The sequence below is a fragment of the Sediminicola sp. YIK13 genome (assembly GCF_001430825.1).
Classification (GTDB): Bacteria; Bacteroidota; Bacteroidia; order Flavobacteriales; family Flavobacteriaceae; genus Sediminicola.
Map to the genome: position 1 here is coordinate 2503858 of NZ_CP010535.1, position 25817 is coordinate 2529674.

Genomic DNA, 25817 nt, shown 5'->3' on the forward strand with positions numbered 1-25817 from the left:
TTTTAGGTGCCTGATTTTTACTATGTAAAATCATCATACATGCGTAAGATTAAAGAACTTATAATTGAGAAATCGCTTTTAACAAGCGCCTTGATTACGATTGCCGTTACCATAGGTATCATTTTGGTTCTTTCCATTGAAGCAGTGCAATTCTTTAGCGAGGTGTCTCTCTTTGATTTTTTCACGGATACACAATGGACCCCTTTGTTTACGGAAAAACACTTTGGAATTCTTCCTCTTCTCTCGGGAACCTTGTTAACATCTTTTATTGCCATTGCGGTGGCTTTGCCCATTGGGCTTACTATAAGTATCTACCTAAGCGAATACGCCCCAAGGAATTTCAGGAAAACTGTAAAGCCCTTATTAGAACTTTTGGCTTCGATACCAACTGTGGTTTACGGTTTTTTTGCCTTAATTGTGGTGACTCCTTTTTTACAGGAATTTATCCCCAATCTTGCAGGCTTCAATTCCCTTTCTGCGGGAATTGTAATGGGAATAATGATTATACCCTATATCTCCTCCATTAGTGAGGATGCGTTACACGCAGTACCGGCTTCCTTGAGGGAGGCATCATACGGCATGGGGGCCACCAAACTACAAACGGCATTTAAGGTAATTGTGCCCGCGGCATCCTCGGGTATAATCGTTTCTATAATCTTGGCCATTTCCAGGGCGATTGGGGAAACAATGATTGTTGCCATTGCCGCAGGTCAGCAACCTCGATTGACCTTAGACCCGACAGTTCCTGTGGAAACTATTACCGCCTATATTGTTCAGGTCAGTTTGGGAGATGTGCAACATGGTTCCTTGGAATACAGAACCATCTTTGCCGCAGGAATCACTCTGTTTGTATTTACATTTTTGTTAAATACATTGAGTTATAGAATTAGAAAAAAATACCAGGAGAAATATGAATAATATTCAGAAAAACAGGTGGAAAGACCAAGCTTTCAAATATTGGGGTATTTTTTGCACCATTATTGGTCTGGTCTTGTTGGCCGTTTTCATCGGGGATATTCTTATCGATGGAATCCGTAGGATCGATTGGGGCTTCATCACAGACCTTCCTTCCAGAAAGGCAGAGAATTCTGGTATCTACACAGCCCTTATGGGAAGTATTTGGATTTTAGTTTTAACTACCATAATAGCCTTTCCAATTGGGGTGGCTGCTGGTATATATTTGGAAGAATATGCCAAAAACAATAAGTTGGCAGGTCTTTTGGAGATCAATATATCCAACCTGGCGGGTGTACCTTCCATAATATACGGTCTTCTGGGCCTAGAGGTCTTTGTGCGCATCATGAACCTTGGCGCCAGTGTACTAGCAGGAAGTTTAACACTGTCCCTACTGATCCTTCCCATTGTAATTGTGGCCACCAGAGAAGCAATTAAAGCGGTCCCAAAATCCATTAAAGATGCTTCTTATGCTTTGGGAGCGTCTAAATGGCAAACTATTTGGCACCAAATTTTACCAGCTTCAGGCGGGGGCATCCTCACGGGGGTTATCTTAGCACTATCCAGAGCAGTTGGGGAAACAGCGCCACTCATCGTGGTTGGGGCCCTGGCATATGTACCCTTCGCACCCAGTAGTCCGATGGATGAGTTTTCTGTGATGCCGATTCAAATATTCAATTGGATATCTCGACCTCAATCCGGGTTTATAGAAAACGCCGCTGCGGCTATCATTATATTATTGGGCATCACTTTTATCATGAATGGTATTGCGGTGTACTTTAGAAACAAATGGCAGAAGAAATGGAAATAAGTATGGAAAATCCTATAAAAGAGAATATGGTATTAGATAGCGTTATAGACCCATCTTTAAAAAAGATACCTAAGATTGAAGCCAAGAAAATAAAAGTTTGGTATGATGATTTCAATGCTATAAAAGGCATTGATATGACCATCAAGCCAAATACTGTAACTGCATTCATAGGTCCATCTGGCTGCGGTAAATCTACCTTTTTGCGTTTGTTCAACAGAATGAACGATTATGTGGATGGCTTCAGTATGGAAGGAAAAATAAAGATCAACGGCAACAACATCTACAAGAAAAATGTAAATGTTGAGGAACTGCGTAAGGAAGTAGGAATGGTTTTCCAAAAACCAAACCCCTTTCCAAAATCTATTTTCGACAATGTAGCCTATGGTTTAAGGATACAGGGCATCACAGATAAGAAATTTATACAAGAGCGCGTTGTTTCCTCCTTGCAGCAAGTTGGACTTTGGGAAGAGGTAAAGGATGATTTAAAAAAATCCGGTCTCGCTCTTTCCGGTGGACAGCAACAAAGGCTATGCATTGCGCGAACTTTGGCAGTAGAGCCATCCATCATTTTAATGGATGAGCCCACTTCTGCCCTTGATCCAATTTCCACGGCAAAAATCGAGGAACTTATTTTTCAGTTAAAGGAAAAATACACGATTATCATCGTAACCCATAACATGCAACAAGCCGGTAGGATCAGTGATTATACTGCTTTTTTCTATCTTGGTGAACTTATTGAGTACAATAAGACTAAAAACATCTTTACTAACCCAGAAAAACAACAAACCGAAAACTACATTACCGGTAGGTTCGGATAAAACATAGTAATATGGCAAATGCTATTTACCAAAGGGAAATCATAAACCAGTCGGGCTCCAAAATGCTAACGCTGTGCAAAAGTCAACTTGAAAAAGCCAAGGTGGCTTTTAGGGAGCACGATAGTGATTTGGCGGAAGAGGTCATTAATACGGAGAACAGGGTGAATGCCCTGGATCTAAAAATTGAAGAGGATTGTGAAAAATTCTTAGCTCTCTACAATCCGGTGGCCATTGACTTGCGGTTTATTATGGCCGTGAGAAAAATCAATTTTGATTTGGAAAGAATTGCTGATCACGCCTATAGTATCTCCAAGTACGTGGTGGATCTGGACGAACCCATTGAGCCCCATCTTTTTGAAAAATTAGAATTTGAAAAAATGTACGCCACCATCTCCACTATGTTTGAGCATATTACCACGGCATACGAGGAGAAAGATGTAAAAGCGGCCAGAAAAGTCTTTAAAAAAGATAAGATCTTGGATCAGATCAATAGGGAGTCCTTTTCTATTATTGAGGAAGAGATCAGGAAGGACAGCAAGGTGATCAGACAGTCCCTGATCTTATTCTCAGTAGTCAAAAAACTGGAACGCGTGGGTGATTTGATGAAAAATATTGCCGAAGAAGTAATTTTTTACATCGATGCCGAGGTCCTAAAACACAAAAGAAAAAAATAAATATTTAACTCTATCCCTACTCCAACCTCCATTGGACTAGGGATTTTGGGTAAAAAATTAATATTTTAATATTATACATTGTTAAGTTTTAAGTAGGTTTGCAAGGTTCGCTTATAACACATTAATTATGGATAATATTTACTTGCTAATGATTATTGCCCTTGCCTTTCTGGCCGTGGCCGATTTGGTAGTTGGTGTCAGTAATGATGCGGTGAATTTCTTAAATTCTGCCATAGGATCAAAAGCCATTTCCTTTAGGACCATCATGATCGTTGCCAGTTTGGGAATAGCTATTGGAGCCATTTTCTCTAGCGGGATGATGGAAGTTGCGAGAAAGGGAATTTTTAATCCAAGTGAATTTATGTTCAGTGAGATCATGATCATCTTCATGGCCGTGATGATCACCGATATTCTCTTGCTGGATTTCTTTAACACCGTGGGGATGCCCACCTCCACGACCGTTTCCATTGTATTTGAGCTTTTAGGTGCTGCGGTTGCCATGGCCTTTATTAAAGTAGCCGCCGATACAGGTAATTATGTAGATGTATATACCCATATCAACACCTCTAAAGCTACTGAAATTATCGTAGGGATACTCTTATCGGTAGTCATAGCCTTTTCTATAGGTGCCATAGTGCAGTATTTCTCCAGATTATTACTCTCTTTCGATTTTAGAAAGAAAGCGAAGTGGACCGTTGCCCTTTTTGGGGGTATCGCTTTAACTGCCATTACCTATTTTATACTGATAAAAGGCCTAAAAGGAGCCACTTTTGTGAGCGAGGATCTGCTCGCATTTATTAAGAACAATACCATACTTATCATATTGGGAAGCCTTGTTCTTTGGACCGTGGTCTCTTATTTGATCACTATCATTCTAAAGTTTGATGTTTATAAACTAATCATAATCGTAGGTACGTTTGCCCTCGCCCTCGCATTTGCAGGGAATGACCTAGTGAATTTCATTGGGGTCCCTATTGCCGCATGGCAGTCTTTTGAAGCTTGGCAAGCCTCGGGTATTCCCGCTACCGAGTTTAGTATGGATGTTCTTGCGGAAAAGGTTCCTACGCCTACCTTCTTGCTCTTTGGGGCAGGTATGGTCATGGTCTTGACACTTTGGTTTTCCAAAAAAGCTCGTTATGTGACCCAAACCGAAATCAACCTCTCACGGGAAGGGGAGTCCAAGGAACGTTTTCAGCCCAACTTTCTTTCAAGGGGAATTGTTAGGGCCGCTATGTTGGCTTCTCAATTTTCAAATTCCCTCTTGCCCAAAACTGTGCAAAAAAGGATAGACGCAAATTTTGAAAAACCGGTCATTGCCCTTTCCAAGGACAAAACTTACGAAATGCCCGCATTTGATATGGTCCGTGCCGCTGTGAACCTAATGGTTGCCGGGGTATTGATCTCCATCGCCACATCCTACAAATTACCATTATCAACCACCTATGTTACCTTTATGGTAGCCATGGGTTCTTCCTTGGCCGATAGGGCCTGGGGGGCAGAAAGCGCGGTATATAGAGTAGCTGGGGTTTTGAATGTTATAGGAGGATGGTTCTTTACCGCCTTTATCGCATTTATATCTGCAGCCGTAATTGTTTACCTTATCAATATCCACGTACCTTCCATGGTAGCTATCCTTCTGTTGATCGCCATCTTCCTATTGGTACGGAACTATATTTCCCATAGCCAAAAATCTAAGGAGATAAAGGCGGAGGATAGTCTCAGAAAAGCAGAAAGTAGTTCTATACAAGGCGTTATTGAGGAAAGTGCCAATAATATTGCCAACGTCGTTAAAAGAGGGAACAAAATTTACACCAATACGATCAACGGACTTGCAAAACAAGACCTTGAGCTCCTCAAAAAGAACAAAAAAGGGGTGAATAAGCTGTCTGCCGAAGTTGATGAATTAAGGGATCATATCTTTTACTTCATTAAAAACCTTGACGAGGCCAGTGTCGGAGCAAGTAATTTCTATATCAACATTTTGGGTTATTTGCAGGATTTAGCCCAATCCTTGGAATACTTGACCAAAATTAGCCACAAGCATATCCATAATAACCATAAGAAATTAAAGTATAATCAGATAAAGGAGCTTAAAGAAATAGACATTAAAATCGATGAACTTTTTAGTGCAACCAAGGAAGTTTTTGATTCTCGTTCTTTTGAGCAAATAGGAGAGATCCTATCAAGCAAACAAGAATTACTGGATATGGTGTCCCAAAAGATTGAAAAGCAAGTGGAGAGGACGCGTACTGAGGAATCCAGTCCTAAAAACACCACTTTATACTTTACGTTGCTATTGGAAACAAAAGATATTATTGCAGCTACCACCAACTTATTGGAGTTGTATTATAAGGAGCACGACAGTTCTGTGATACCCGCCAAGTTGGATACCAAGTAATAGAATTAATTTAGTTTTTATTAAAGGTCTAGTGAAACCCCGTTTCACTAGACCTTTTTTATTCTTGGAGCACATCACTTTAATTTGGTCTAAAACAGTTACGTTTTTGTAACTGACTCAGGTCATAGTAAAACATATCCCTTTAAGATATTTTTGAGATGGAATTAAGTTTAACTATAATCTATTAAAACACTTATTATGAAAAATATATTATTGGGTTTATTTGTTTTTGGTCTCACCAGCCAAGGGTTTTCTCAAATTGTAAAGACTGAAGAATTATCAGAGGTGGTGGTTACAGCAGTGAATTATAAATACCTAAATGCCACTACCAATGAGGAGGAAGCCCTTCCGGTAAAAATGCTGGAACGTCAGGCCGCGGCCTATAACATCAAGGAATCTGAATTGTATAGTGATGAATATGATTATTATACCGTTTCCTTTTTTATTCCAGACGGGAAAATAGTTGCAGTTTACAATGCAGACGGCCAGATCACTAGGACCATTGAGAAGTTCAAAAATGTGAAACTTCCCGAAACAGTAAATAAAGCCGTTATGGAAAGGTTTCCTAATTGGATAGTTGAATCCGATGTATATTTAGTGAGCTATAGTGATGATAAAGGAGCCAAAAAAACCTACAAATTGAAATTAAAGAATGGTGACGAACGAATGAGGGTGAAAATTGATGAAACAGGAACTTTTCTTTAAAAAGCACAAGATTTAAATAGGATATGGCCCGGCATTGTAAGCCGGGCTTTAGTTATTTTCTACTTCTTGCCATTATTTACCAGGCTCCAATAGCTGATCTATTCTTGCGATAGCATCCTCGTAATGATACCTAGTAATCGTATTTACCGATCCGTTTTTTGCCGACTGCAACCTACTTCTCAACGTTTTGAGCTCCCCCCTAACCAAAGAATGAACATCTGAAGTGCTCACGTCAAAAACAAAGGCACTTTCAAAGTCGGAGCGATTGTTTCTTTTCTCCGGTCCTTTATCTGTCATCAAATAGGCCATCCTATCCAAATACGTGCGTTGCAGGTTTCTGCGGAAAATATCCACATTGGAGCCTCTCCCCATTTCACTCCACAGCCCGGTCCTGAGATCCTTTAACATATCTAAAGCACTGTACATACTTACCTCAGTGGTTTCTGCGTCCATCATTCTCCCAATCCTATCAAAACTTAGCAGATTGTTAATATGTCTTTCCTGCACTTTTCTTAGTCCCTCGAAATATCCCGCATGGTCTATATTCAATAGTATATTCTTATCTATGAGCCAAGATGGAGTTGAAAATATATTCAACTGTAACCAGACCATGGATGACTTCTGTACTTCTGGTGAAACATGCATAAAAACATACCCTTCCTGATCTGGAGTTTTAAGATTTTCATAAACACCTCCAATATTGGTGACCACATGCCCTACGTACCTACTATAAACGCTCAACAATTCGCCGTATAGTTCTTCCAAGTCACTGTAATCATTGGTCTGGTCCGAGGTCCAACTTTTAAGGTTCTGTGCAACGTACTGTAAATTCTTCAGCCCGTAATCCCCAGCTTTGATTGGATCATTTCCAATGCTTTCTGTCTGTGATTGTGGATCAAATCTACTGGATTGTCTACCAAACTTGAATTTGGGATCCATTTCGTGTTTACGAATCCACTCATTCAAAGTGTCTTTTTCCATTTCTTTGGATGTAGCACTTGGAATTACCCTATAACCCCAATTGGTGGCATAGTGATCGTAAGGGCCAATTTGACGAATGAACCTGATATTCTCATCCTCTGGTTGTGCCACATAATTATATCGCGCATAATCCATAATACTCGCCGCTATTCCGTTTTCTTGGGTAAATGCTCCATTTCGCAAAGAATCAACAGGGTAGGCATAGCTTGCAGCCATATTATGGGGAAAACCTAGTGCATGTCCTACTTCATGTGCAATTACCATACGCATCATCTCCCCTATTTCGCCTTCCGGGGTATTCAGTGTCCTTGCAGAGGGATTTGCCGCACCTGTTTCCAACAAATACCTATTTCTGTAACTCCTCAAATGATTATGGTACCAAATGATATCGCTTTCAATAATCTCTCCACTTCTAGGATCAGAAACACTGGGACCGGTTGCATTTCTTGTGGTACTGGCCACATATCTTACCACAGAATAGCGTACATCCTCTGGACTAAATTCTGGATCTTCCTCCGCAGTAGGGGCGTCCTTCGCCAAAATTGCGTTTTTAAAACCTGCTGTTTCAAAGGGTTTTTGCCACTCCTCTATTCCTTGTTTGATATACTCCCGCAAGTTTTCGGGCGTTCCCGGATCCAAATAATAAACTATAGGCTTAACGGGCTCTACCAATTCTCCCCTGGCATATGCCTCTGGATCTTTCGGCTCCAAGCGCCACCTTCTGATGTAGGTTTTTTCGTCCGCCTTCAATTCCTTGCTCCCATAATCATATTGACTAACGGAAAAGAACCCCACTCTTGGATCAAAGGTTCTTGGTCTCATAGGTTCTTTGGGCAGTAATATCATAGACTGGTTCATCTGAAGACTAATGGATTCCAAATCAGAAAAGGATGGTGGTTCCGAGGCACTGTAAGTGAGATCCTGCTTTACCTCTATGTTCTCGGGAAAACTTTTGATCCCATTTATAAAACTTAGGGAAGATTCCAATTTCTTTACTTTGTACTCCTTTCGCATTCTTGCCGAAAGACCGCTAATAGCCATCACATCTGTATTAAACAAAGAAGTCACATTTATAACAACGGCAGTAGAGTCCGTATTAAATGCTTTTATATCAAAAGCGAAAAGGGTGGGCTCGTAGTTATTGACCACCACTGAATTATGGATAGCTTTGGTGCTATCGGCTACATTTGTATAGGACTTGACTTTGAGTAGTATTTTATCCTGGAAGCGCGTCCATTGTACTACTTGTTCGTTGGTCTTAGAACCGGCATTGAAGTAACCTCCTCCCAATCCTTGGGGAAGTTGGGATATCCTACTCACCCATAACATTTCCTTCTTTAATTTATCGAAGGGTATTTCATAAAAATACTCCTCCTTAATTTTATGCACGGCAAAAAGGCCGGCATCCGTAATTGCATCTTTAGTTATGACATCACTATAGTTTTTGATGCCATTTTTATCTTTTGATTTTGTCGCATCATTGAAATTTTTGGGAACTGCAGCATCTTCATTTTTTGATGGTCTTTGGCCTTTTACTGTCAATGATAGAAGAAACAAAGGCAATAGTAGAAACGGTATTAATCTTTTCATGCGGGGGTAATTATATTATCTTTCTCCTAAAATATAACTATTCAGAAGCTAATCCCGACTTTTTAAGGAACATTAACAAAATAAAGTCAAATATTTAGGCTTTTATTGTGTGCCACATCATCCAAAAAAATAGTTCAAATGTAAAAAATAGGTATCTTTTACATCTCTAAAACACCATATACTATGTTGAGAATAATTTTTATTGTATTTATTTCTTCGATTCATTTCTTGGGCCAATCCCAAGGTTTAACTGGTGATCAGCTGTTACAAAATGCAATTGCGTATCATGATCCAAATAATAATTGGCCAACATTTAACTGGGTGTTTATGGTGACCATGGAAACACCTAAGAAAAGCGAAAGAAAGAGCAAGGTAAAGATCAACCTCCCAGAACAAGTATTTAGCTTAACTGTGAACCAAGAAGAAGTTTCACTTGAATACATCTTGAAAGGCAAAGACTGTAAATTACGATTAAATGGTGCTGAAGAAATTTCTGAGACACAAAAAAAAACATTTAATCTCAATTGTGATAGAGCCCTGATGATGAAAAATTATTACACCTACCTCTATGGGCTACCCATGAAATTAAAAGATCCTGGAACAATCATAGACCCCAAGGTAAATCGCAGAAAATTTAAAAACAAAGAGTACTTGGTTCTGAAAGTTAACTATTCAGAAGATGTGGGAGGGGATTCCTGGTATTTCTATTTTGACCCATTAACCTATGCCATGGAGATCTACCAATTTTTTCATGATGAATCTAAAAATGATGGCGAATACATCCTTTTATCAGGGGAAGAAACAATAAATAACATTAAGATGCCAAAAACAAGGGCCTGGTACTATAACAAGGACAATGGCTACCTTGGAACAGATATACTATCTAAAGAATAAGGGAACTAACCTGTCTTAAAAATGACATTGCTCATAGCTTTTGTTACGGTATAAAGCTACTTTTAAACACTAAAAAATGCACATGAAAATAGCAGTCGCCCTTCTTTTTGTTCTTATCCTGAATACCAATTTATGGGCCCAAGATCCTAAAACCGAAGAATTATCGGAGGTCGTTGTAACCGCTGTCAACTATAAATATCTAAGCAGTATTGATTCTAAAATGACACCTACCCCTGTTAAATTACTAGAGCGCAAAGTTGCAAGTTATAAGATAAAAAAAGATGATATTTTTGAAGATGAATATCCGTTTTACACCGTTTCCTTTTACATTCCCGAGGGTAAGATTGTAGCTGTATATGACGAAGAAGGCAAAATTCTAAGGACTATTGAAAGGTTTAAAAATCTGGATCTTCCAGAAGTGGTATTGCAATCCCTTGAAAAAAAATATCCCGGTTGGAAAATTGTTGACGACGTTTACCTAATAGACTATAACCATCAGAAAGGGGTAAATAGAACTTTTAAAATTAAATTACAGAAAAGAAAAAAGACCCTAAAGGTTAAATTGGACGAAAAAGGCAACTATCTATAAAAGTTCATCTCGTCCAAATACTTCCAAACATTTTCAGGCAATAGGGGTCTGATATTTTTACCTGCTTTATGCTGTTTTCGAATGAAAGTGGATGAAATTTCCATAATGGGTGCGTCGATATGTATAATTTTGGGGTGACCCTTAAAACTATGGTCTGTTTCCCCTTCGGAAATTCTAGGATATACATAAATTTGATGATGTTCCAAGATGGCCTCGAAGTTTTTCCATTTATGCAATCCCTTAAGATTGTCTTCACCCATCATTAATGAAAACTCATAATCTGTTCCGTGCTTTTCGACCAAATGAATCAACGTATTTACCGTGTAGTTTGGCTGGGGAAGTTCAAATTCTATCTTACTTGGGCGTAATTTTGGATAATCTTTGGTGGCCTCATAGACCATTTCGTACCTATGATTGTTATCCAATAAGGTCTTCTTTTTCTTGAAAGGGCTATGGGGGGTAATCACCAACCAGACTTCATCTAGATCAGAAAATTCTGCCATGTGGTTGGCAATCACCAAGTGGCCAATATGAATTGGATTAAACGTACCAAAATAAAGACCTACCTTTTTCATTTGTAATAATTAGTCTATGCCCTTACTTTTCTTGTTTTACCCCAACAAAATCAGCAACAAGCTGATAGGCTTCTTTTAGCGCAATTTCCAATTCGTAATTCTTGATGATCTTGTCAAATTGTGGGGCGGTAGCGAGTTCAACTGAAGCTTTGGCTATACGCATGTTGATCTTATCATCACTTTCTGTACTGCGCTTTTTAAGTCTTATTTTTAGTTCGTCAACACTCGGTGGCTTTACAAATACCGCCAATGTATTTTCTGGATATTTTTTCTTTATTCTAAGTCCGCCTACAACATCAATATCGAAGATGACGTTTTTCCCCAAGGCCCATAATCTTTCTACTTCACTTTTAAGGGTGCCGTAAAAATTATCTCGGTAAACTTCTTCCCATTCTAAAAAATCATCATTTTTAATATGGTTTTTAAACTCAGATTTGGACATGAAATAATAATGTTCCCCATGCTTTTCCTTTCCTCTACGTGGTCTTGAGGTAGCTGAAACAGAAAAGGCCAAATTTAATTCTGGTTGCTCTAAAAGATATTTGGTAATTGTAGTTTTTCCACTTCCCGACGGTGCCGAAAAAATGATGAGTTTTCCTCCCTCCATTACAGTACGTTTAACATTTGCTCTTTAATTTTTTCCAACTCATCCTTCATTTGTACCACGAGTTGTTGCATTGGGGCATAATTGGCCTTAGAGCCTATTGTGTTTATTTCCCTGCCAATTTCCTGACTAATAAAGCCTAGTTTTTTACCATTGGAATCATCAGATTTAAGTGCTGTTGCGAAATAATCCAGGTGATTGGCCAAGCGTACCTTCTCTTCGGTAATATCGTATTTCTCCAGATAATAGATCAATTCCTGTTCAAATCTGTTTGAATCCAAATCAGTTTTAAGATCAGCCACAGCCTTTTCCAAGCGTTCTCTCACCATAGAAAGCCGGTCTGTGTCCATAGCCTTAACCTCATCCAATAAACGGTTCAGGGTGGCAATTCTTTCCAAGAAATCCTTTTCTAAAACATGGCCTTCCTCTGATCTAAAGATATTGATCTCTTTCAACGCATTTTTAAGGGCTTCCAAAATGGCTTCGTACTCCATTTCGTCTATATTATCCCTCTCGGTCTTCAAAGCATCGGGTAGGCGTACCGCCATTTCCAATAATTTAACATCGTCACCTTCTGCAATTGCCCTAAGCTGTTTCATATAGCTTTTTACAACCACTTCATTGATAACAGAAGATGTTTCATCCCCTGTAGACTCCATATACAGCCCAAAATCTACCTTCCCTCTTTCCAAAGAACTGGCAATTATTTTTCTCAAATCCAATTCCTTCTCCCTGTAGGCTGATGGGATACGGGCATTTAAATCGAGACTTTTACTGTTCAATGATTTTATTTCAATGGTAATTTTCTTTGAAGGAAGTTGAACTACGTACTTCCCAAACCCTGTCATGGATTGGATCATAAAATGATTTTAAATTTTGGCAAAGGTAATTAAAATTCAGTTTTTCTATTTTGGGTTACCATTTTTATCAAAATACCTATTGATTTTGGTTTCACACCAATACATCCCTACTCCAATTCCGATTATGAAAATAAAGAAAGAGATGACAATTCCTGCAGATTCCGGTAACAGGAAATAACATAAGATGCTTATTGCCAGTGTAACGATTCCAACCCTTATGAGCATTTCTGCACCTACCTTATTGGCAAAATCCCAAATCTGTTGGTTGGCCATGCTCCGCCTGGTACGATACCCGTAAAACCAATTTATTTTCTTGGGAGGTCGCAACTGCCAATAATACCCAAAGGCCACCAGCAACATTGGAGTGATGCAAATAGCTATTAAATACTCCCAGAGCATTAGTTTAATTCTCTAACCCAAATATTTCTATAACTAACCCTGCTGTTATCTCCGTGATCTTGTAGCTTTATAGGTCCCTTTCCGTGAGCCTCGTTCTTAGGCCAACCTATGTAAGGGGTTGTTCCTTTTATTTCTACGTGATCTTGTATTAAAATACCATTGTGCAGGACCGTAATGGTGCCCGATCGTATTTTCTTTCCCTCTTCATTAAAAACCGGTTCGTGATATATAATATCATACGAGTTCCACTCCCCTGAAGGAACCGAAGCTTTCGCCAAAGGTACGTGTTGTTTGTAGATAGAACCTACCTGGCCATTGACGTAGGTGTCATTATCGTTGTTGTCCAATATTTGAACTTCGTATATCCCTTGAAGGAAAACGCCACTGTTGGCCCTATTTTGACCTTCCCTTTGCACTTCTGAGGGTGATTTCCATTCAACATGTAATTGCACACTCCCAAAGTTCTGCTTCGTCTGTATATCGCCTGCTTTATCCTTTACGGTCATGCTGCCGTCTTTGTTCAAAATCCATGGAGCGGCAGTACTGTCCTTCGCACTAATCCATTGGTCCAAATTACTTCCATCAAATAGGATTAGGGCATCACTGGGAGCTCCGTTCTGCGCAAAAGGCTGAACCGTAGGGGGCACAGGTTCATAAATTTCAGTCTCCTCTGGTTTTGTGGGTTCTACACCAGTATACTCCTCATATATTATTTCCTGGGGCGAATTGTCCGTTTCTTCCAATGGGGCCACTTCTACTTTTTCCTTGCAAGAAAATAGGGCTAGTGCCAAAACTGCTGTGAGTATATATTTCATTTTAAAGTTGTTTGATTTTTATATTCTTATAGGAAACCATGTCCCCATGATCCTGTAATCCAATTTTTCCAGTTTTGTATTTTCCAAAATGTTCCCAATCCGCAAATTTGGATTTAGCGACCATGGCGCTCCATTCAGGATCATTCACCGGAAAAGTGACTACTGTCATCCCATTGAGGTCCACACGTCCTTCATTGGTTTTATGGTTTACGGTCAACACACAGGTATTCCACTCCCCAGCAGGTTTCGCCATTTCGTGATTGGGCGCCACCATATCATATAGGGCTCCTGCTTGATGTGTAGTTCCTGCTTTAGCATCAGGGTGTCTCTCATTGTCCAATACCTGTATCTCTGGTCCGGATTGATAAGCTTCAGGCAAGCTGGGATCTTCTTTAACCCCCCAGAAAATGCCACTATTCCCGCCTTCTGATATTTTCCAATCTACTGAGAGCACAAAATCGGTGAATTCCTTATCGGTAACCAGATTGTAACTCGCTCCTTTAGGTCGGTCTTTTGGTGGATAAAATACCATGGCACCTTCCTCCAATTTCCATTCCTGGGGCATATCCTCTTTCAGATAGCCATGCCAACCTTCAAAAGAAGAGCCGTCAAAAAGTACCATCCATTCATCTTGGTCATTGGCTTCCATTTGTGTATCTGCCATAGTAGCTGTGTTCATTTCTTCATTTGATTCTTTGGCTTTCTCTTTGCAGCCAAATATCATTAAGGCCGTTAGGCCAATAAAAAGTAGTTGCTTCATGGTATAAGTTTTAGTTAGATTCCAAGTATTTTTTTGAGCGTCCCCTTATCTATTTCTGCCCCGGCAAAATCATCAAAAGTTTTCTCAGTAGCCTCAATAATGTGGTCCTGTATAAATTTCGCGCCTTCTCTAGCCCCTTGTTCCGGGCTTTTGATACAACATTCCCATTCCATTACCGCCCAAACATCACATCCATATTGGGTTAATTTGGAGAATATTGTTTTGAAATCAATTTGACCATCGCCCAAGGAGCGGTATCTACCGGCCCTATCGCCCCAATCGTTGTAGCCTCCAAAGGCACCTTTCTTGCCTGTTGGATTAAATTCGGAATCCTTAACATGAAAAGATTTTATGAATTCATGGTAATGATCTATATAAGCGATATAATCTAATTGTTGTAAGACAAAATGACTTGGATCATATAGGATGTTCACTCTTTTATGATTTCCTGTGGCTGCGAGAAAACGCTCAAAGGTATCTCCATCGTGCAAGTCTTCCCCAGGATGTATTTCATAACATACATCTACCCCTTCCTTATCAAAATGATTTAAGATGGGCAACCATCTTTTTGCAAGCTCCTCAAAACCCATTTCCACTAGTCCGGCCGGTCTTTGTGGCCAAGGGTGCATGGTATGCCACAATAGGGCACCTGAAAATGTAGCGTGGGCATTAAGGCCCAATCTTCGGCTGGCAGTCGCCGCTTTTTTAACGGTATCGACGGCCCATTCAGTTCTTGCTTTAGGATTATTCTTTACCTTTTCGGGTGCAAAATTATCAAACATGAGGTCGTACGCAGGATTAACAGCTACTAGCTGCCCCTGTAAATGGGTGGACAACTCAGTTATTTCCAACCCATAGGAATTTATTTTTCCCTTTAATTCATCACAATAGGTCTGGCTTTCGGCCGCCTTGTCCAAATCTATCAAAAAGTGCTCCCAAGTAGGGATTTGAATTCCTTTATAGCCCAAATCCGCTGCCCACTTACACATTCCATCCAATGTATTGAATGGGGCTTTGCTATCTACAAACTGGGCAAGAAAAACTGCCGGTCCTTTAATTGTCTTCATTTTTATGATCTAATGTGTGTTACCATCCCTATTTTACCCCACCTCGGAAATTTTGAGAATTAAAGCCTATATTTAGAGTTGAAATCATCCTCCTTTATAATTCCAGGGCAGATTATAAATATAGGGATTACAATAGAATTAAAAGAAAATTTAATAGTGAATCATACTGTGGTGAGGGTCGCGAACGTTATAGACACAGAATTTAATCTTAGTGTCACTTAATTGCCAAAACATTGGGGTATTGACATGCTCCTATACCATTTGAAAAGAAAAACTATACGTAATGCCATCAGAAATAATTGACCGGTGTTTTTAGTGGTCAACAATAAGCTCTCAAGCCTGAGGTTAAATAATGAAAATCAACAATGAAGAACCATTCTGCTGAAAATATGTGGGGCGATTTTTTAAGCGCCCATCTAGAATTTGCTTTTGAGCACACGCCTAAGGTTTATCATTTTTCCGACAACGAAAAAGATGCAAACCATAATGTAGATCTTGTTCTTGCCGGAGTAAAAAAGGCAGCATCGCATTCCCTATTGGGACTTCAACTACAGAAAAAGGAATTGCCAAAAAGAGGCGATTTTACTGTTTTGACAGATTGGAACGGCAAAGGCAAATGTATTGTGAGAACTACTTCCGTAAGAATGATGCCCTACTTTAGTATCACGGCCGAACACGCTAAATTGGAAGGCCTTGGTGATGGAAGTTTGGAGGCATGGAAAAAGGAATACTGGGAATTGTTCCAAAGGGAATTGGCAGTATTTGAACGCAAACCAAATGATAGCATGATTGTAGTCTGTGAATATTTTGAAAAAGTATTTTAATAAAAAAGAGCCGATAGTAGCGGCTCTTTTTCGACATATTTAAAATAAAAAGAACTCTATTTCAAAGTTATCCAAGTATTCCCCTGTTGATGTGAAGCTACAGTGCTCTCAATAAAATTAAGTCCTCTAACCCCATCCATCATGGTTGGGAATTCCCCTGAATTATATGCTTCCCCGCGAATGGCCTTTGCAACCCCAAGGTATATATTGGCCATGGCATCAAATATCCCTTCTGGATGCCCTGGAGGTAACTTGGTGCCGTCCAATGATAATTTAGAATTGTAGGCATGGCCTGGTTTAAAGACCTGCAACGGCTTATCATCAGAAAGAACATACAAGAGATTAGGGTTTTCCTGTTCCCATCTAAGTCCGCCTTTATCGCCATAAATAGCGACTGTTAACCTATTTTCTTCTCCCGTTGCGATTTGGCTGGAACGAATTACACCCTTAACACCGCCTTTTAAACGTATCAGCACGGTACCATCAATATCCATCTTATTGTCTTCATACAGGTAATTCAGATCGGCCAAAATGGTATCTACTTGAAGTCCGGTGGTATATTCCACCATATTGAAAGCGTGCACTCCAATATCACCCATACAACAACTGATCCCTGCCTTTTCCGGGTTCAAACGCCAGGTCGTGGATCGTTTTTCCTTATCGTGAATAATAGGGTTTATCCAACCCTGATAATATTGAACATCTACCTTTTGTACTTTCCCCAGGTCACCTGCCTTTACCATTTCCCGCATTTGACGTACCATTGGATACCCCGTATAGGTGTGTGTTACCGCAAACACGGTTTTTGCCTTTTCCAAGGCTGCCTGTAAAATCTTGGCCTCTTCATAGGTTGTGGTCATCGGTTTTTCACAAATGACATTGAAACCATTTTCCAACAGTTTCTTGGCCATTGGGAAATGTAAAAAATTAGGGGTCAATATGGAACATACTTGAATGCGTTCCCCTTCAGGAAGTTTTAATTCCTCTTCCACCAAGGTGTCAAAGTCCTTATAAACCCTATTCGTAGGAATCCCTATCTCCTTAGCAAAGGCTAAGCTATCATTGTGGTCCGGATTAAAGACCGCACCAACAATTTCATAATTATCATTCATAAAGGAGGCAATCCTATGCAACACTCCTATTAGTGAATCTCCACCACCACCTAAAATACCAAGTTTTATTTTCGTACTCATAATCAATCTTCTACTTATTTATATCTATTCCTTGTATTCTACTTCTTCGTTTTTAAAAAATATCACGAACAATATCATTACCCCAAAAGCAAATATTGCGGGGAATGTCCAAATGTTGTCCCAAGCATGTAACCCATCGGCAGTCATATAGGTATCCGTTATTATTCCTGCTATTTTAAATCCTATTAGCATCCCTACCCCGTAGGTGGCCAAGGTGATCAAACCTTGCGCGGCACTTTTATATTTTATCCCTGCCTTACTATCGGTATATATCTGTCCGGACACAAAAAAGAAATCGTAACAAATTCCATGAAGTGCTATTCCAATGATAAGCATAAAGGCAAGATCCCCGGCGTTGCCGTAGGCGAACAAGAGATATCTTACGGTCCAGGCCAACATCCCTGCAATAAGTGTTTTCTTAAACCCAAACTTCTTAAAGAAATAAGGGAGCAACAACATGAACAATACTTCCGATGCCTGCCCAATAGTCATTTTTCCAGTGGGGTTATCCATTCCTATTTCAGATAAAAATGGATTTGCGTTTTGGTAGTAAAATGCCAAAGGAATACAGATTAATATAGACGAAATAAAGAAGATCAAGAAATTTCTGTCCTTCAATAATTTTAAAGCATCCAAGCCCAAAATTGCGGAGATACTTATTTTTTCATCTTTCCCAACCTTAGGAGGTGTTTTGGGCAGCATAAAACTAAAAACACCCAAACACGCTGAAGCTATGGATACCATTAAAAAGGTATTCTTCAACAACCCTGCCTGTCTTCCTTCCACGGAATCCCAAAGGAACACATAGCTAATGATTAGGCCTGCGGCAATCCACCCAATGGTCCCAAAAACACGTACAAATGAAAATTCCTTGGCCGGATTTTTCATCTGATTAAAGGAAATGGAGTTTACCAAAGCCAAGGTAGGCATGTAAAGGACCATATATCCAAGAACATAGGGATAAAATCCGTCAAAGTCCGTTGACATGTACATCTGGTACATGAGCACGGCCCCGGCCAGATGCAAAATCCCTAATATTTTTTCAGCATTGAAATACCTATCTGCAATAAGCCCGATGATAAAAGGTGCAATTATTGCGCCCCATGACTGGGTAGAAAAGGCCATTGCCGACTCTGCACCCGTTGCATTTAAATTATTTCCTAAATAGGTGCCAAGGGTTACAAACCATCCACCCCAGATAAAAAATTCCAGGAACATCATTATGGATAGTTGTATTTTAATTTTTGTGTTCATAAGTGGTTTGGTGTGTTTATCGTTTATAAAATATATAATCCAATTTGATAGGATCAATCTCGTTGTTTCTAAAATCTACAGAAATCTGTGCCCGGTGATGCGTAGAATGGTTAATGATATGGAACAGCATATCCTTTATGTTATTGGTGAAAAGTCGGCCTTCCGAATTTTCATAATCCAATCGCAATTCAAAATCATCAGTATTGGTAATAATTTCAAAAGAACTCCTTTGATTCTCATAATGGATATCTGTCCAATCCTTTAAGGGATGTATTTGCATCACTCCGTATTCCGGTGATTTTTTCAATATCCTATGGTTCCATATATGATGGGCATCCAGAATATGGCTAAACAGCTCCAAACTCCTTTGCGGAATTTTTTCCATCTTATTGCACTCCTCGATTATTTTCTTGTTGCAATAAAAATTATAATCAAAAAATTGATTAAATAGACTTTGCATGTTTTAGTATTGGATTATTCCAGATTATTCGATGCATTCAACAATAATTCCTTGGTAGCCATGATACCAGCTTCCTCGCTTAATTCGTTCCCTTCATATTCTACCCCTATAAAACCTGTATAGCCGGAATTTTTTACAATCTTCAGCATTTTGGAGTAGTCTATTTTTGTTTCGTTTCCTTCTTCGTCAAAGTTATAGGATTTTGCACTTACCCCTTTGGCATATGGCATTAGCTCCATTACTCCCTGGTACATATCGTACTGCTCTTCACATTCACCATTATAATAGGAACCGTCTTTTCTTTTTACACAAAAGTTTCCAAAATCGGGAAGTGTCCCACAGTTTTCCATGTTTACAGCTTTCATGACCTCCGCTAATTTAGCGGCATTTGAAGAAAGTCCTCCGTGGTTCTCTACTATTATGTTCACATTTTTTTCCTTGGCATAAGTTGCCAATTGCTTTAAACCGTCAACAGCATTGGAAAGCCACTCTTCAGGATTTTGGCTTCCGGCCAAATTGACTCTTATAGAATGACATCCCATCCCAGCAGCGGCATCTACCCATTTATAATGGTTTTCAACTGCCTTTTTACGTTCCGCTGCATCAGTAGTTGCCAAATCTCCTTGGCCATCTATCATGATAAGGACATTTTTCATTCCATGCTTTGTGCTTTCTGCGTTGTTTTTTTCCACAAAAGCAGCCATTGCTTCTTCGGAAAAATTAGACTTTTCCAACTCTTTATAATACAGCCCACTTACATACTCCAAACCAGTAAAACCCCATCCCTTTGCTTTTTCGGCAAAAGAGTAAGGATCCACTCCTTCATCAAAAACCATTTTATGCATGGACCATTGTGCTAAAGAGAGCTGAAAAAAAGGTTCCACCTCTTTTTCCATCTCCGAAGACATTTCTGTAGCTTCTGTTTCGACTTTTTTGGTGTCTTTACAAGAGTATATTCCGGTAAGGAAGAATGCCAATCCTGTAAGGATTGCAACTTTTAAGGTGCTTCTTTTCATCAGTTTAGTTGATTTTCTTGTTATCAGGATTAGCGCCCACTATAACGTTATAGTGCGAGTATGCCAATAAAATTGGCGTTTAAATGTAGAAAATTAATTTTATATTTAATAAATTTAGGAAATAAACAATTCAATAGATGGGTAAATTTTATTACAACGAAGAACAGGAAGCCTACGATGCCATAGTTGTGGGAACTGGGATTAGTGGTGGATGGGCTGCTAAGGAGTTATGTGAGAACGGACTCAAAACATTGATTCTCGAACGCGGGAGGATGGTCACGCATATCACGGACTACAAAACCGCGAATATGGACGATTGGGATTTCCCAAACAACGGAAATCTTACAAGAGAGGAGCAAGCCAAACAATTGAAACAAGCAAGAACCGGCTACACGACCAAAGCACAGCACAACGAGTGGTTTGTAAATGACCTGGAACATCCATATAATGAAACTAAGCGATTCGATTGGATGCGCGGGTATCATGTAGGTGGCCGCTCCATAATGTGGGGACGTCACAGTTACCGTTGGAGTGATATTGATTTTGAAGCCAATAAAAGAGACGGGATTGCCGTTGATTGGCCCGTTAGGTATAAAGATATCGCACCTTGGTACGACAAGGTGGAATCCTATATTGGGGTAAGTGGAGAGAACCTTGGTTTAAAGCAATTGCCCGATGGACAGTTTTTGCCCATGATGGAATTGAATTGTGTGGAACAGGTTTTCAGATCAAAAGTATCAGAAAATTTTGATGGCCGTGTAGTGACCGCTGGTAGGGTGGCCCACATTACAGGCAATAAGGAATTTGAAGGCAGAAGTAAATGCCAATTTAGGAACCGCTGTATAAGAGGGTGTCCTTTTGGAGCCTATTTCAGTAGCAACTCATCTACATTGCCAGCAGCTGAAAGAACAGGAAATTTAACCTTGAGGCCAGACTCCATTGTTTCTGAGGTGATCTATGATCCAAAAACGGGCAAGGCCTCAGGAGTAAAGGTAATCGATAGACTTACTAAAGAAGAATTGGTATTCAATGCCAAAGTAATTTTCCTTTGTGCTTCTTCCATGGCTTCTACCTCTATTTTGATGCAATCAAAATCTGAGCGTTTTCCAAATGGAATGGGGAATGACTCCGATCAACTGGGTAGAAATATCATGGACCACCATCTGGGCGTTGGTGCTTCAGGTAAATTTGATGGCTTTGAAGATAAATATTACAAGGGAAGAAAACCAAATGGCGTCTATATCCCACGATTTAGAAATTTAGGTGGTTCCAGCGACCAAAAAGATTTTATCCGCGGCTACGGCTACCAAGGTGGAGCCAGTAGGGAGAATTGGGAAGAAACTATTTCTGAAATGTCGTACGGAAAAGAGCTTAAAGAAAATATTTTAAAACCAGGGGGCTGGACTTTTGGTATAGGTGGATTTGGCGAGGTACTTCCGTACCAAGAGAATAGGATGACCTTAGATTACGACAACTTAGATGGCTGGGGTCTGCCCACGATAACCTTCGACGCCGAGTTTAAGGAAAATGAATGGAAAATGCGCGAGGACATGAAGAACCAAGCCATTGAAATGTTGGAAAAAGCAGGTCTTAGGGATGTAAAGGGATTTGACAATCCTGGTGCCCTTGGTTTGGGAATCCACGAAATGGGAACTGCCAGAATGGGCAGGGATCCAAAAACATCAGTATTAAACGGGTACAACCAGATACACGCTGTCCCCAATGTTTATGTAACAGATGGTGCGTTTATGACCTCGGCGAGCTGTGTCAACCCATCTTTAACCTATATGGCGTTTACGGCAAGAGCTGCCAACCATGCCGCCCAAGAACTTAAAAAAGGAAACATATAATGGATAGAAGAATAGCACTCAAAAATATAGGCCTTTCTTTGGGTTACGTAGTTGCGGTACCCACTTTGGTAAGTCTTGTTCAAAGTTGTAAGGACAAACCAGCAATGGAATGGAACCCAGACTTCTTAAGTAAGGATCAAGGGGCTGCCTTAATAAATTTGGTGGATATCATCCTTCCAAAAACTGACACCCCATCGGCATCGGAAGTAAACGTTCATATGTTTATAGATAAATTTGCCAATGAGGTCATGGAGCCAAAACAACAAGAATTCTTTAAAATGTCTATGGGGAAATTCTTGGATAAAGCTTTAAAGGATTCCGGCAAGGAAACTTTGGCCGACTTGACGGCAGAGGACTTGGAACCAATCTTGTCCAAAGCCCTAAAAATTACCAAGGAAGAAGAAATAGAAAACTTTAAAGTCATTACTTCTTATCAAGAAGCAATTGAAAACCAGGAATCGGCAGAATTGGATGAAGGAGTCAGCAGGTTCGCATTTGCAAACAACTTAAGAGGTATGACCATTTGGGCCTATAAGACCTCAGAATACGTTGGCGAAGAGGTTTTGGCCTATTTGCCTGTTCCAGGGGAATATATTGGTTGCGGTGATGTTCAAGAACTCACTGGGGGTAAGGCATGGTCTATCTAAAGAAGAATTTCTACTAAAAAGAAAAGATCCTTTTATGGTAAAAGCCCTTCCATAGATATGGAAGGGCTTTTAGTTTTTAGTGGTTTTCTAATTGCATAATAATGGGAAAAATTGCAATTAAGATTTGCTATAATGCTGCATTTTAGATATTTAACATTTCGTTTAGTAAGTTTCGCCCATCTGCGAACGTCTAAATGTCAATGGAGAATTATATATTCATACTTGGGGTTTACGCCATATTGTTCGTAGGCGCCAAACTGGTTTATCACAGCTTTCTAAAAAATAAATAGTTCCCCCATATTTATTATATGACCAGGATAGACCAAAAAAATACCTCGAGAAGGACCAATCTTGGTCACTTACTTCGAGGTATTTTATATATGATAACTCTCAGTTAGAACTGATTCAGCCTAACTTGGAAACATTAAGATCCGCACATTAAGCAATCATCATCACCTTCACTTGCCTTTGCCTGAGCTATCAAAGCCTTCATTTCAGCTGCGCTCATAGGCTTAACTTCTACATCTTGTTGTACCGGGATAGCAGCTACTTCAACTGCAGTTTTCCCTTCTGGCTTTGTGTTCGCTGTAGCTAAAACCTCTGACTCAACAACGTCAGCAGTTGGCACTTCCTGTTTCTTACTATTGTCCAACGTAAATTTAATGGCATCTACAGCCGCTTTGGTTCTCAAATAGTACATCCCAGTTTTAAGTCCACTTTTCCAGGCGTAAAAATGCATGGAGGTTAGTTTAGCATAATTGGCGTTTTCCAAGAACAGATTCAAGGACTGACTCTGATCTATAAAGTATCCTCTATGTCTGGACATATCAATGATGTCCTTCATACTCAACTCCCATACGGTCTTGTACAATTCCTTAATATCCTCCGGAATACCATCGATATCCTGAACTGAGCCATTGGCTCTCATCAATTCCTGTTTCAAATTCTCGTTCCAAAGACCAAGACCTACCAAGTCCTCCAAAAGGTGCTTGTTTACCACAATAAACTCCCCGGACAATACTCTACGGGTGTAAATATTGGATGTATATGGCTCAAAGCACTCATTGTTACCCAGTATTTGGGAAGTGGAAGCTGTTGGCATTGGAGCCACCAACAAAGAGTTACGAACTCCATTTTTCTTCACCTCTTTTCTAAGTTTTGCCCAATCCCATCTGCCAGATAATTCTTCATCTTTAATACCCCACAAATTATATTGGAATTCACCTTTTGAAATTGGAGATCCTTCATAAGTTGAATATGGACCTTCTTCCTTGGCTTGCTCCATAGATGCAGTTACCGCTGCAAAGTATAGTGTCTCAAAGATCTCTTGGTTCAGCTTTTTAGCCTCCTCACTGGTGAATGGCAAACGTAGCATGATAAAGGCATCTGCAAGACCCTGCACCCCTAAACCTACGGGCCTATGGCGCATATTGGAATTTTCCGCCTCTTTTACAGGATAGTAATTTCTGTCTATTACTCTATTTAGGTTTTTGGTCACCCTTTTCGTAACACGGAAAAGTTCCTTGTGATCGAACTCTCCATTTTTCACAAACATTGGTAAAGCAATAGATGCTAGGTTACATACAGCCACCTCGTCTGGAGAGGTGTATTCCATAATCTCAGTGCATAAATTGGATGAACGAATGGTTCCCAAATTTTTCTGGTTGCTCTTTCTATTGGCAGCATCCTTATACAACATATAAGGTGTTCCAGTTTCTATTTGAGATTCTAAAATTTTCTCCCAAAGCTCACGCGCCTTAATAGTTTTTCTGCCCTTGCCTTCAGCCTCATATTTAAGATAAAGGGTTTCAAATTCTTCACTATGGATATTGAACAGGTTTGGACACTCATTAGGACACATCAAGGTCCATTCTTCATTGGCCTCTACCCTTTTCATGAACAAATCCGGAATCCACATGGCATAGAAAAGATCCCTTGCACGCATTTCTTCCTTCCCGTGATTCTTTTTTAGGTCCAAGAATTCGAAGATATCAGCATGCCATGGTTCTACGTAAATGGCAAAACTACCTTTACGCTTTCCTCCACCCTGATCTACATATCTAGCAGTATCATTGAATACTTGTAGCATGGGGACAATTCCATTAGAGGTTCCATTGGTCCCTGCGATATAGGATCCTGTGGCCCTTACATTATGTATAGATAGCCCAATACCTCCAGCAGACTGGGATATTTTTGCAGTTTGTTTTAAGGTGTCATAAATTCCGTCAATACTATCATCCTTCATTGCCAATAAAAAGCATGAGGACATTTGTGGCTTTGGCATCCCTGCATTGAACAAGGTTGGCGTTGCATGTGTGAAGTACTTTTTGGACATTAGCTCATAGGTTTCCATGGCTGCTTCCAAATCATTTAAGTGGATACCTATGGACACACGCATCAACATATGTTGTGGGCGTTCAGCAATTTTCCCATTAAGCTTTAAAAGGTATGAGCGTTCCAATGTTTTAAAACCGAAATAATCGTAGCCAAAATCGCGGTTATAAATTATGGTGGAATCCAGTGTTTCTGCATTTTCCTCAATCACTTTGTATACCTCATCCGATAACAAAGGAGCCTTTTTCCCATTTCTTGGATTAACATACACATACAGGTCCTTCATCGTTTCAGAGAATGACTTTTTGGTGTTCTTATGTAGGTTGGAGATAGAGATACGGGCGGCCAACTTAGCGTAGTCTGGATGTGTTGTGGTCATGGTTGCGGCTATTTCCGCAGCTAGGTTATCCAATTCTGAGGTCGTGACCCCGTCGTACAAGCCCTCGATTACCCTCATGGCAACCTTTACAGGATCTACCAGGGTATTTAGGCCATAACATAATTTTCTAACTCGTGCCGTGATCTTATCGAACATCATCGGCTCTTTTCTGCCATCTCTTTTTACTACAAACATGTGCTACAATTTTTAAATGAAACGATTATTTACTGGTCCTTTTATGCCGTCCTTTAGTAGTAAAAACAATAAAAATTGTTTAGCTATAAGGAGTGATGAGACCGACTTCCAATGACCAAAAAAGTCGATATATATAATTTTTGGTTTTCTTTAACATTTTAATCCAAAGGC

24 protein-coding genes are annotated in these 25817 nt (G+C 39.8%); 11 read left to right on the top strand and 13 right to left on the bottom strand.

All coding sequences use genetic code 11. The annotated features are described in order from the left end of the window. The first annotated feature begins 39 nt into the window (after positions 1 to 39). The 6 genes from pstC (at position 40) to SB49_RS11195 (ending at position 6360) form a co-directional block, all read left to right on the top strand. Positions 40 to 918, top strand: coding sequence for a phosphate ABC transporter permease subunit PstC (gene pstC, locus SB49_RS11170; protein ID WP_062056605.1), 879 nt, complete (start codon positions 40 to 42; stop codon positions 916 to 918). Next, positions 911 to 1765, top strand: a complete 855-nt coding sequence (pstA, locus tag SB49_RS11175; protein WP_062056607.1) for a phosphate ABC transporter permease PstA — start codon at positions 911 to 913, stop codon at positions 1763 to 1765. The genes pstC and pstA overlap by 8 nt, the downstream gene beginning before the upstream one ends. A 26-nt stretch (positions 1766 to 1791) precedes the next feature. After that, positions 1792 to 2583 carry a phosphate ABC transporter ATP-binding protein PstB gene (gene pstB / locus SB49_RS11180; protein WP_062059133.1) on the top strand — a complete coding sequence of 264 codons (792 nt, stop codon included), beginning with the start codon at positions 1792 to 1794 and terminating at the stop codon, positions 2581 to 2583. Positions 2584 to 2594: 11 nt separating this feature from the next. Then, complete coding sequence (gene phoU, locus SB49_RS11185) at positions 2595 to 3257, top strand: phosphate signaling complex protein PhoU (RefSeq protein WP_062056609.1); 663 nt, start codon at positions 2595 to 2597, stop codon at positions 3255 to 3257. A gap of 127 nt (positions 3258 to 3384) precedes the next feature. Then, entirely contained in the window at positions 3385 to 5655 is a 2271-nt protein-coding gene (locus SB49_RS11190) for an inorganic phosphate transporter (protein WP_062056611.1), read from the top strand. Positions 5656 to 5853: 198 nt separating this feature from the next. Continuing rightward, entirely contained in the window at positions 5854 to 6360 is a 507-nt protein-coding gene (locus SB49_RS11195; protein ID WP_062056613.1) for a nicotinate-nucleotide adenylyltransferase, read from the top strand. A gap of 72 nt (positions 6361 to 6432) precedes the next feature. On the opposite strand, the gene SB49_RS11200 is transcribed toward SB49_RS11195, so the two are convergent. Further along, positions 6433 to 8931, bottom strand: coding sequence for a zinc-dependent metalloprotease (locus tag SB49_RS11200; protein WP_062056615.1), 2499 nt, complete (start codon positions 8929 to 8931; stop codon positions 6433 to 6435). Positions 8932 to 9114: 183 nt separating this feature from the next. Between SB49_RS11200 and SB49_RS11205 the strand changes: the two genes are divergently transcribed. Both SB49_RS11205 and SB49_RS11210 read left to right on the top strand, forming a co-directional pair. Beyond that, the gene (locus tag SB49_RS11205) at positions 9115 to 9825 is read left to right on the top strand and encodes a DUF6503 family protein (protein WP_062056617.1); all 711 of its coding nucleotides are present in this window, start codon (positions 9115 to 9117) and stop codon (positions 9823 to 9825) included. A gap of 82 nt (positions 9826 to 9907) precedes the next feature. Beyond that, positions 9908 to 10414, top strand: a complete 507-nt coding sequence (locus SB49_RS11210) for a nicotinate-nucleotide adenylyltransferase (RefSeq protein ID WP_062056619.1) — start codon at positions 9908 to 9910, stop codon at positions 10412 to 10414. On the opposite strand, the gene nadD is transcribed toward SB49_RS11210, so the two are convergent. The 7 genes from nadD to SB49_RS11245 are packed head-to-tail and all read right to left on the bottom strand — an operon-like array spanning position 10405 to position 15494. Next, on the bottom strand, positions 10405 to 10989 hold the full coding sequence (nadD, locus tag SB49_RS11215; protein ID WP_062056621.1) for a nicotinate (nicotinamide) nucleotide adenylyltransferase: 585 nt from the start codon (positions 10987 to 10989) through the stop codon (positions 10405 to 10407). The two genes, SB49_RS11210 and nadD, sit on opposite strands and share 10 nt — an antisense overlap. 22 nt (positions 10990 to 11011) lie before the next feature. Next, complete coding sequence (gmk, locus tag SB49_RS11220; protein ID WP_062056623.1) at positions 11012 to 11596, bottom strand: guanylate kinase; 585 nt, start codon at positions 11594 to 11596, stop codon at positions 11012 to 11014. Next, positions 11596 to 12453, bottom strand: a complete 858-nt coding sequence (locus SB49_RS11225) for a YicC/YloC family endoribonuclease (RefSeq protein ID WP_062056625.1) — start codon at positions 12451 to 12453, stop codon at positions 11596 to 11598. The genes gmk and SB49_RS11225 overlap by 1 nt, the downstream gene beginning before the upstream one ends. A 45-nt stretch (positions 12454 to 12498) precedes the next feature. After that, positions 12499 to 12852, bottom strand: a complete 354-nt coding sequence (locus SB49_RS11230) for an SdpI family protein (protein WP_062056627.1) — start codon at positions 12850 to 12852, stop codon at positions 12499 to 12501. Next, positions 12852 to 13667 (bottom strand): 3-keto-disaccharide hydrolase, encoded by an 816-nt coding sequence (locus tag SB49_RS11235; protein WP_062056630.1) that lies wholly within the window; start codon positions 13665 to 13667, stop codon positions 12852 to 12854. Before SB49_RS11235 ends, SB49_RS11230 begins: the two co-directional genes overlap by 1 nt. 1 nt (position 13668) lies before the next feature. Then, complete coding sequence (locus tag SB49_RS11240; protein WP_062056632.1) at positions 13669 to 14427, bottom strand: 3-keto-disaccharide hydrolase; 759 nt, start codon at positions 14425 to 14427, stop codon at positions 13669 to 13671. A 14-nt stretch (positions 14428 to 14441) separates the two neighbouring features. Further along, positions 14442 to 15494 carry a sugar phosphate isomerase/epimerase family protein gene (locus SB49_RS11245; RefSeq protein ID WP_062056633.1) on the bottom strand — a complete coding sequence of 351 codons (1053 nt, stop codon included), beginning with the start codon at positions 15492 to 15494 and terminating at the stop codon, positions 14442 to 14444. A gap of 365 nt (positions 15495 to 15859) precedes the next feature. Between SB49_RS11245 and SB49_RS11250 the strand changes: the two genes are divergently transcribed. Continuing rightward, positions 15860 to 16318 carry an ASCH domain-containing protein gene (locus SB49_RS11250; RefSeq protein WP_062056635.1) on the top strand — a complete coding sequence of 153 codons (459 nt, stop codon included), beginning with the start codon at positions 15860 to 15862 and terminating at the stop codon, positions 16316 to 16318. A 56-nt stretch (positions 16319 to 16374) separates the two neighbouring features. Here SB49_RS11250 and SB49_RS11255 read toward each other — a convergent pair whose 3' ends face one another. The 4 genes from SB49_RS11255 to SB49_RS11270 are packed head-to-tail and all read right to left on the bottom strand — an operon-like array spanning position 16375 to position 20241. Continuing rightward, positions 16375 to 17511, bottom strand: a complete 1137-nt coding sequence (locus SB49_RS11255) for a Gfo/Idh/MocA family protein (RefSeq protein WP_062056637.1) — start codon at positions 17509 to 17511, stop codon at positions 16375 to 16377. Positions 17512 to 17535: 24 nt separating this feature from the next. Next, positions 17536 to 18765, bottom strand: a complete 1230-nt coding sequence (locus SB49_RS11260) for a nucleoside permease (RefSeq protein ID WP_062056639.1) — start codon at positions 18763 to 18765, stop codon at positions 17536 to 17538. A gap of 16 nt (positions 18766 to 18781) precedes the next feature. Then, entirely contained in the window at positions 18782 to 19225 is a 444-nt protein-coding gene (locus tag SB49_RS11265) for a DinB family protein (RefSeq protein ID WP_062056641.1), read from the bottom strand. A gap of 14 nt (positions 19226 to 19239) precedes the next feature. After that, entirely contained in the window at positions 19240 to 20241 is a 1002-nt protein-coding gene (locus SB49_RS11270; protein ID WP_062056643.1) for a sugar phosphate isomerase/epimerase family protein, read from the bottom strand. A gap of 137 nt (positions 20242 to 20378) precedes the next feature. On the opposite strand from SB49_RS11270, the gene SB49_RS11275 reads away from it, so the two are divergent. Both SB49_RS11275 and SB49_RS11280 read left to right on the top strand, forming a co-directional pair. Next, positions 20379 to 22091, top strand: coding sequence for a GMC oxidoreductase (locus tag SB49_RS11275; protein WP_062056645.1), 1713 nt, complete (start codon positions 20379 to 20381; stop codon positions 22089 to 22091). Continuing rightward, positions 22091 to 22738 (top strand): gluconate 2-dehydrogenase subunit 3 family protein, encoded by a 648-nt coding sequence (locus SB49_RS11280; protein ID WP_062056647.1) that lies wholly within the window; start codon positions 22091 to 22093, stop codon positions 22736 to 22738. Before SB49_RS11275 ends, SB49_RS11280 begins: the two co-directional genes overlap by 1 nt. A gap of 424 nt (positions 22739 to 23162) precedes the next feature. On the opposite strand, the gene SB49_RS11285 is transcribed toward SB49_RS11280, so the two are convergent. Then, positions 23163 to 25646 (bottom strand): ribonucleoside-diphosphate reductase subunit alpha, encoded by a 2484-nt coding sequence (locus SB49_RS11285; protein WP_062056649.1) that lies wholly within the window; start codon positions 25644 to 25646, stop codon positions 23163 to 23165. Positions 25647 to 25817 lie beyond the last annotated feature (171 nt).